This window comes from Pseudoalteromonas sp. NBT06-2, from assembly GCF_002276045.1.
Taxonomy (GTDB): Bacteria; Pseudomonadota; Gammaproteobacteria; order Enterobacterales; family Alteromonadaceae; genus Pseudoalteromonas.
Genome location: NZ_NQMR01000065.1, coordinates 1 through 8,299, shown reverse-complemented (window position 1 = coordinate 8,299; position 8,299 = coordinate 1). Strand labels below are relative to the sequence as shown.

The following is an 8,299-nucleotide window of genomic DNA, read 5'->3' as shown; positions in this document are numbered from 1 at the left end:
CACGGGTTATTGAGGTGTTACGGTTAATGAGAGTTTTTTCACCACTTCAATTAAGTTTTTTACGGTGACAGGAAAGTTAAAATTGGCAGCTAAATTAGCGAAGCAAAAAGCAACGATTTATGCCAGTGAAGAAAATTATCTTCTTGCGTCTCGTCTTGCTGTACAAAGTGGAGACATAGCCAGTGCCGCTAAATTAATGGAGCAAGTGATAAAATTTAAAGAAAATAAAGAAAACTTGCTTAAACTGCATGAATATAGCAGGTGGCAGGGAAATCTAGTCTCGGCTCTCCAAGTCAGTCTAAAATTATTAAAGTATCAACCGAATGAAAAGCAGCTCAGAGCGGGTCTAGAAGAGGCTTCATCTATTGCGGATTTAGCAGCTATGTCTGATTTTTATTTTGTATTAGTGCAAAAACAATGGCTAAAAAATGATGAATATGAGAGTTGGCTAACCATAACAGATAAAGCCTATGGTGCTGAGTATGTAGTGACTCAATTAGAAAAAATACTCAAGGATTTGATCCTTATCGCTTTTTAGAGTCACATCGACCGATTAAAATGAGTGATAGCCAAGTATTTTTTGATTTATATAAGAAATCTAAATATTTAATGATTATAGAGCAGTTTGCTAATGCTGCACTCATTGAAGGCCATATTGAAAAATATCAAGAGGCAATTAATTTAGCTATGGAATATGAGACGGATCCTTTACCTATGTCATTTCTTTTTTTAAAAGCACGTTATGCCATAACGCAAAAGAAATATAATCTGGCTGTAAATATGCTTACTCAAATATTAATGCTCAAGCCTAATTATGAACCTGCCATAAATGAATTACTCTGGCTTAATATTAATCGCAATGATCAGCTTGCTTTGTATAATGTTTATCATAAATATAAGGCTAAAATGGCTAACACACCTGATTTATGGTCAGGGTTTGCGGCTGCGTCCCATTTATTAGGCTTTTACCGAGATGCTAAGGTTTGGTATATAAAGCAAATAAGACAAAACAAGGGAGATCCCGCACTGTTACTTAATTATGCCACAGTATTAGCTGAGCTTGGTGATTCTTACACTGCATATAGAATGAGAGCCCACGTGGCAACACATTTAACCCAGGAATTATTTCAACTGCCAGACAGTGATATTTCTTATCATTCGTTGATCTCTATTTTTGCCGGTGAGTCTTTGGCATCCGTCATGACAGAAAAAGCATTGCTAAATAAGACTAGTCAAAACCGTACTCAAGCGCTATTCAGTTATTATTTAGGGCAAAATACGCCGGATAAAGTCCGCTTTTTACATCAAACTAAAATGTTGAAGCATTATGGCTTACCAGCTTCACAACAACTTGCTTTGGCATTACAAAATAAAGATCAACAAAAAGTGGCTGAATTAGTCAAATCTGCCTTAACACTATCACCACCAGAACGAATAACATCACTCAGTCAAATGGGAGAAAAGCAGCTAGCCTGGCAGTTAGGACGGGAGCATCTTGAATCTTCAGCCTCAACTGAAGAGCGTATATTAAAAGCTGATCTGGTAAATATGCACCCTAAGATGGTTCATGCTAGTCGGTTAAAACAAAAAACCTACTCTAGTTGGAATATAAAAGAAACAGAATTGGGGTATTTTACGCCATCGGAAAATGCATATTGGCGCTTATTTATCCGGAGTCAGATAGAAAAAACAGAAAAATCACTATTTAGGTCAACACTACTCAAAGCCACTCAAATAGAGAGCGTTTATGGACATATATCCGATACCAGTCAAATAGAAGTTTCAGCCTTACTCGATAACAGGTTCGGAAAAAGTTCACTTGGTGTAGAAGTGAATTATCGAACGGAAATTTCAGATATCGTAACATTATCAGCCATAGCTGCAAAAAATATCACTGCTTCTACTAATAGTCGGGCAATGATGACTTCAGGTAAGCAAGATATGCTCAGTTTTTCGTTATCTTTACGACCAACATTACGAGAAATGTTTAAGGTCAAGTTAAGTTACGAGGATTATAAAACTGTTTTTGGCGATCATATCGCAAGCAATATTTCTTTTACTGTCAATGCACAAGAAGTGCTGTTCTTTAATGATTTGGGCTTTCTATTATATACCAATTATGCATACGAAAAAGCTGATAAGAATGAATTTATATTAGATAGAATTTCGCAACGTTTACACTTAAAACGGTCCCTAGATAGTCATCGATATATAGCGGATGAATATCAAAAAATCTCTATTGGTCAACGTATCGGCCATGGTGAGCCGGGACAACCTGGTGCGATAGCGACAGCCCCCAGATATTGGCTGGATACTTCAGTCGATTATAACTTTCAACGAGCACGATATGAATTTAATGTCGGCACTGGACTTGGCTGGCCAATTTTTGGCAATGATGAACTCTTTTTTCTGCATTTTGGCAAAGCGCAGATAGAACTGGAAGAAAAAATTCAAATGTATCAATTGGCTATTATTTAGCATATTAAATGGAAACAATTATGATGAAATCTATTACCTTATTTTTTACACTTATATTTTTAGGTGCTTGTTCTTCTTACAATATTCCTGACAGCCCGCTTTTTTCGAGTGAACAACAATGGGTGATCATGCCATTTTATAATTATTCGGGTACCCCCCTTGCGGCAGAGCAAGCTGAAGAAATACTGGGCTCTGTGCTTGCAGGTGCTGGGGTTCACACCACCATGTATCAAGTATCAAATTTAAACTCATTAGATAGTATATTAGAACCATCTTTAAAATTAAATTCAGCCATAAAATGGCTTGATATACAAAAAGCTGATTACATCATCACAGGTTCAATTTCTGAGTGGCGATACAAAAGTGGATTAGATGCGGAACCATCCGTGGGTATTACCTTAAAGGTAAAAAATGCTGCTACTAACAAGGTGTTGTGGCAGGCCACGGGTGCCAGAAGTGGTTGGGGAAGGGAGAATTTAGCGCACACGGGAATGAATGTTTTGAATCAGTTAGTTGCCGGATTGAGATTAGAGTAAGTTTATGAAAAATGATCCCTATCGCAAGAATGTCTCTTTAAGTATAAAAATACTTAAGCGATTAATTATTGGCCTGAAAAACGAAAAAATGGCCTGGTTCGAGCTATTCATAGTTTGTACTATCTCCCTTTTTATGTGGGGGAATTTATACCAGGGCGATATAGAGCAAACACAATATTATTTTTTTTGGCCAATGTTAGGTCCATTAGTTATCGCTTTAAGGTATGGTTTTGCAAAAGGCATGATGTGTTTTGTATTAACCATTATTTGTATGAAATTTGCTGTACTAGGGCTAAAACTTGATGTTTATTTTAGTGTACCCGTTGCGGTAGGAACTGCCCTTGTAACTATGGTTGCCGGGGAGTTTGCAGATCACTGGTATACGATCAATCAAAGATATGAACTTAACTACCGCTATATGGAGCAGAAACTCCAGAGCTTTACGCAAAATTATCATTTATTAAAAATATCTCATGATCAACTTGAGCAAAGGGCGGCAGGTAAATTAATGAGTTTACGTACCAGTGTCCAAATACTGCAACAAGCTGCCTTGTCTGAAACCAGCAATCGCCTTGAAAAATTGGGTCATGAATGTCTTCATATATTATCTGATGTTGTCGGTATGTACGAAGCCGGTATTTATGTTGTTAAAAATAATCAAATAGTGACACCTTGCATTACTTCAATTGGTAACGGACATACACTTAAAATAAATGACCCTATGTTACATGAAATGATGCAAGATAAAAAAGTACTGACATCGGCCAATATTATGGACATTGATGAAAAAACTTTGCATTACAAGTTGACAGTTCCCTTAGTCGACTCATCAGGTGAATTACAAGGAGTTGTACTTGCGGAAAAAGTTAAATTTGTATCTCTCACAGATTCCAATATTGCCTTAATGGCCTTAGTTGCAAGTTATGTTGCGAATTTTATGTGTGAAAAATTGCATGCTCCTGTTTTGGAGCCAGAACAACATCTTATTTTTCAGAAATACTTACAACAATTACTCTGGAATAAAAAACATTATGGTGCTGATAGTACCTTAGTTGTATTCATAGATAAGAGTGCTGAACAAACGCTTCCTGTTAACCAATTTATTGATTATCGCCGTGGGGCAGATATTTACTGGCGATGTACCACTAAGCAAGGGCAAATTTCCATGGCAGCTTTATTGCCTATGACGACGGTGTTTGAAGCAAAGCAATTTGTAGATCGTTTATCAAATATAGTAACAGATAAAAACCGTCATGGCTTAGATCAAGTAGATATTTTGGGACCTTACATTGTTTTTGAGCAATATAAGGAAGTGGCAAATATATTAAACAATTTGGGCGCATTTGATGAAGATTTGGCTGATCATTCAGACTCTCTTATTTGAGTCTTCAAGTATTTACTTATTAAGAGATTCTCAATTTTCTTGGGTTGAATGGATTGAGTATATTACATTACATGGACTGGCAGCAGCTAGTTTTACAATATTGTGCTGGCTATTTTTACCCGTACAATTTAAACGCCCTGTGATTTCGGCTATGGCATTTATATTTATTATCGTAATATGTATGCCTGTTGTAGGTATGTTAGGCTTAGCTACTACCTTTATTATTGGCCTTTATTTACCTAAACCTCAGCACAATAAAGTCTGGTGCAGTGCCGAAGAGTTGACTTTGCCTAATTCACCTAGTGAGATAAATAATTTACATTATGGGGCCGGTGCGCTCAGGGAAATCATCTCATTTAATTCTAGCGCTGATCAAAGACAACAAGCCGTTAATGCAATTAGATATTTGCCAGAAAAAGAGGGAGTACCACTTTTAAAAATAGCCCTAAATGATTTAACCGATGATGTGCGGTTATTGGCATATTCTTCTTTAGAGAAAATTGAATTTAGATTAAATGAAACCTTAGATATTCATCAAAAACAATATGCAGTAACGCCTTCGGCTAAAAAAGCGCACCAGATAGCACAAAATTACTGGGAACTGTGTTATTTAGGCTTAGCTGATGGGCCGTTAAAATCTCACTACCTGAAGCAAGCAAGAGAATATTTGTTAAAAGCCAATAAACTAGATGATCTTGCGAAAGTTAATTTACTATTAGGTCGCATTTTCCTCGCTGAAAATGATCCTTTAAATGCAGTAAAGCCCCTCGAGAAAGCACTTGAGGCAGGATTAATGATGAAACAGGTGGCACCTTATTTAGCTGAATCAGCATTTATGATGAACGATTATAAAAAAGTTCGCCACTACATTGCCTACTTGCCAGAGCAACAAGGTGGTACCTTAAGCGAAATGCGGGAGTTTTGGCTTGCAAAAAAATATTGATATTTGTTTACTATTAGAAGGTACTTATCCCTATGTCAGAGGCGGGGTATCTAGTTGGGTAAATCAAATTATTAAAGGATTGCCTGAATTTAATTTTTATTTAGTTTTTATCGGTGGTGAACCTAACGCATATCAGGAAATGCTTTATGAATTACCCAAGAATGTTGTTGATATTGAAGTGAATTATTTACTTAACCAAAAAAAGTTAGTAGAGCCAAGGTCACGGCGAGGCAGAAAAAAGCCATTTCAAAAATGGAAGGAGATATTGAGTTATTTTCAAAATGTAGAAAACCCTCTGACAGATAAATTATTGCAGGATATTTTGGATAACTTAGCGGTTGATAATAAGTTGAAGATGGAAGATTTTTTATACAGCGAAGCATCATGGAATGTATTGATTGACATGTATCAAAAATATGCAGAACAGAACTCATTTGTTGATTTTTTTTGGACCTTTAGGAATATTTATGGACCATTATTTCAATTGGCGAAAATTGCCAGAGGCTTACCTGAAGCTAAGGTTTACCATAGTATTTCGACTGGTTATGCCGGGTTTTTAGGGGCGCTTTGTCATCAAAAAACGAAACGACCTTACCTGCTTACCGAACATGGTATTTATACGAAAGAACGTAAAATTGACCTTAGTCAAGCGAATTGGATACCCGATCGACATAGTGCTTTTAATGCCAGTTTACATAAAAAAATGGAAATGACCAGAGGGATCTGGATCCGATTTTTTGAGCAACTAGGCCTTACTGTTTACCATCATGCGGATAAAATAATAGCCTTATATGAAGGCAACAGCCAAAGACAAATTCAAGATGGTGCGCCAGCACATAAAACCCCGCCTGCTGTTGTTGGTTTAATAGGCCGTATAGTGCCGATTAAAGATATAAAAACCTTCATCAGAAGTATGCGGATCGCAATCAATAAAAATCCGGTTCTAGAGGGATGGATAATAGGACCTGCAGAAGAAAACCCAGACTATCTAGATGAATGTAAGACGTTAGTTGATAGTTTGAATCTCACTGGCAAAGTGAAATTTCTTGGTATGCAAAATGTGACAGAAATCTTACCTAAACTAGGTGTAGTGATCCTAACGTCCATAAGTGAAGCTCAACCTTTGGTTTTACTCGAGGCAATGGCCGCCGGTATCCCATGTATTGCAACTGAAGTTGGCTCATGCAGGGAGATACTTTACGGTATGTCAACTGATGATAGAAACCTTGGTAGCTGTGGTTTGATAATTCCGATTGCTTCACCTAGTGCGTGTGCCGGCGCAATCGAGACTATGTTGAATGATCAATTAAAATGGCTTGAGATGGGGGATATAGGTTATAAGCGGGTGCAAACTTATTATGTTGAGCAAATGATGTATCAGTCATACAGAAAGCTATATAAAGAAGGTATTGCATGGCAGGCATAGGCTTTGAACTCAGAAAAATTTTAAAAAAGAGAACATTACTCTCAATTTTAGAGGCATATGGTCTTGCAGGAGTTGTGAGCTCTGGTCCTTGGGTATTGTCTATAGTGGCATTGATGGCTATCGGTTTTTTAAGTATTGGTAAAATTTTTCCTGAAAGTACCATTATTCAATTTCTGGTAATTGTTACTTATCTGATGGCGGGTTCTTTAATATTAAGTGGATTATTTCAGTTAATGTTGACTCGGTTTATATCGGACCAACTCTTTCAATCAAATGAGCAAAGTGTTACTCCTAATTTATTGGGTTGTATGGTCGTTAGTTCGTTACTGAGTTTAATTCTTGGAATTGGAGCTTTAAGTTTTAGCGAGATTGCACCCGCAATAAAATTGGTGATCCTCACTACGTTTGTCATTCTATGTAATTTATGGCTGATCATCATTTTTCTTAGTGGCATGAAACAATATTATCGGATCTTTTTAACCTTATTTATGGGCTATAGCTTAATGGTTGTTTTTAGTATTGTCCTTCCACCTTTTGGTATTTTAGGCTTGTTGGTTATTTTTGCACTCAGCCAGGCATTAATTACCTTTTTTTTTCTATTCTTTGTTTTACGTTATTACCCATCAGATCGTCTTGTTTCTTTCGAATTTTTAAATCATAAAAAAATCTTTTTATCTTTGGTTTTATGTGGTGTTATTTATAATATTGGTGTTTGGGTTGATAAATTTTTTTTTTGGATTAATCAGGATGTTTCTTTTCAGGTTATAGATATATTTTATGCCTCATATATATATGATTTACCAATATTTATAGCTTATTTAGCAATTATACCCGGTATGGCTGTATTCATGATGCATATGGAAACTGATTTTGCGAGATCATGTGAAAATTTTTATAAAACAGTCCGAGAAGGTGGGACACTTCAGTCAATATTTTTATTAAAGGATAAAATGGTTTTAGACTGTAAAAACAGTATTTATCAAATATTTAAAGTACAAGGTATTACACTGACGCTTTTATTATTGTGGTGTAAAGATATTCTTGAAGCACTCAGCATAGATTTTGCTTACTTACATTTACTTTATGTTGATTTGGTCGGTGTAAGTCTACAGGTGATGGTAATGGCTATTTTGAATGTAATGTTTTATTTGGATAAAAGGTATGCGGCTTTAATCTTAGTGACTTTTATTGCCGTTACTAACTTTTCTTTAACACAATTAAGTATTAATTTAGGACCTGAGTTTTATGGTTATGGCTTTGCAGTTACTATGTTATTAACAACTTTACTTGGACTGGTTCAATTGAATAATCAGTTTAATAGCTTGGAATACCATACTTTTATGCTTCAAGAATAATTATTTTAATATATTTCAGATCCGGTTATTCTATTTGAAAAAATAAGGCATAGTGACAGTATATTTAATTGCTGTAAGCAATCAAAATTTTATAGATCATTCATTAAAATCTGAACAAAGAATTAAAATTTTTTACCATACCCGAACTTTTAATGTTTTAGGTAGTATAAAATTGGT

7 protein-coding genes are annotated in these 8,299 nt (G+C 35.7%); all 7 read left to right on the top strand.

Annotated features, from left to right (window positions below; translation table 11 throughout):
* Nucleotides 1-82 precede the first annotated feature (82 nt).
* From CJF42_RS13515 to pelG, 7 genes are read left to right on the top strand one after another with little or no spacing between them, the layout of a single operon-like run.
* Nucleotides 83-538, top strand: a complete 456-nt coding sequence (locus CJF42_RS13515; protein ID WP_141235557.1) for a hypothetical protein — start codon at nucleotides 83-85, stop codon at nucleotides 536-538.
* Between the two features lie 20 nt (nucleotides 539-558).
* Nucleotides 559-2,478, top strand: coding sequence for a tetratricopeptide repeat protein (locus CJF42_RS13510; protein WP_095367191.1), 1,920 nt, complete (start codon nucleotides 559-561; stop codon nucleotides 2,476-2,478).
* A 20-nt stretch (nucleotides 2,479-2,498) separates the two neighbouring features.
* On the top strand, nucleotides 2,499-3,014 hold the full coding sequence (locus CJF42_RS13505; RefSeq protein ID WP_252097607.1) for a hypothetical protein: 516 nt from the start codon (nucleotides 2,499-2,501) through the stop codon (nucleotides 3,012-3,014).
* 4 nt (nucleotides 3,015-3,018) lie between these two features.
* Nucleotides 3,019-4,398 (top strand): PelD GGDEF domain-containing protein, encoded by a 1,380-nt coding sequence (locus CJF42_RS13500; RefSeq protein ID WP_095367190.1) that lies wholly within the window; start codon nucleotides 3,019-3,021, stop codon nucleotides 4,396-4,398.
* Entirely contained in the window at nucleotides 4,361-5,341 is a 981-nt protein-coding gene (locus CJF42_RS13495; protein ID WP_095367189.1) for a hypothetical protein, read from the top strand. The genes CJF42_RS13500 and CJF42_RS13495 overlap by 38 nt, the downstream gene beginning before the upstream one ends.
* Nucleotides 5,325-6,767: a GT4 family glycosyltransferase PelF gene (gene pelF / locus CJF42_RS13490; RefSeq protein ID WP_095367188.1), complete on the top strand. Its 1,443-nt coding sequence runs from the start codon at nucleotides 5,325-5,327 to the stop codon at nucleotides 6,765-6,767. Before CJF42_RS13495 ends, pelF begins: the two co-directional genes overlap by 17 nt.
* Nucleotides 6,755-8,122 (top strand): exopolysaccharide Pel transporter PelG, encoded by a 1,368-nt coding sequence (gene pelG, locus CJF42_RS13485; RefSeq protein ID WP_095367187.1) that lies wholly within the window; start codon nucleotides 6,755-6,757, stop codon nucleotides 8,120-8,122. Before pelF ends, pelG begins: the two co-directional genes overlap by 13 nt.
* The last annotated feature ends 177 nt before the right edge of the window (nucleotides 8,123-8,299 follow it).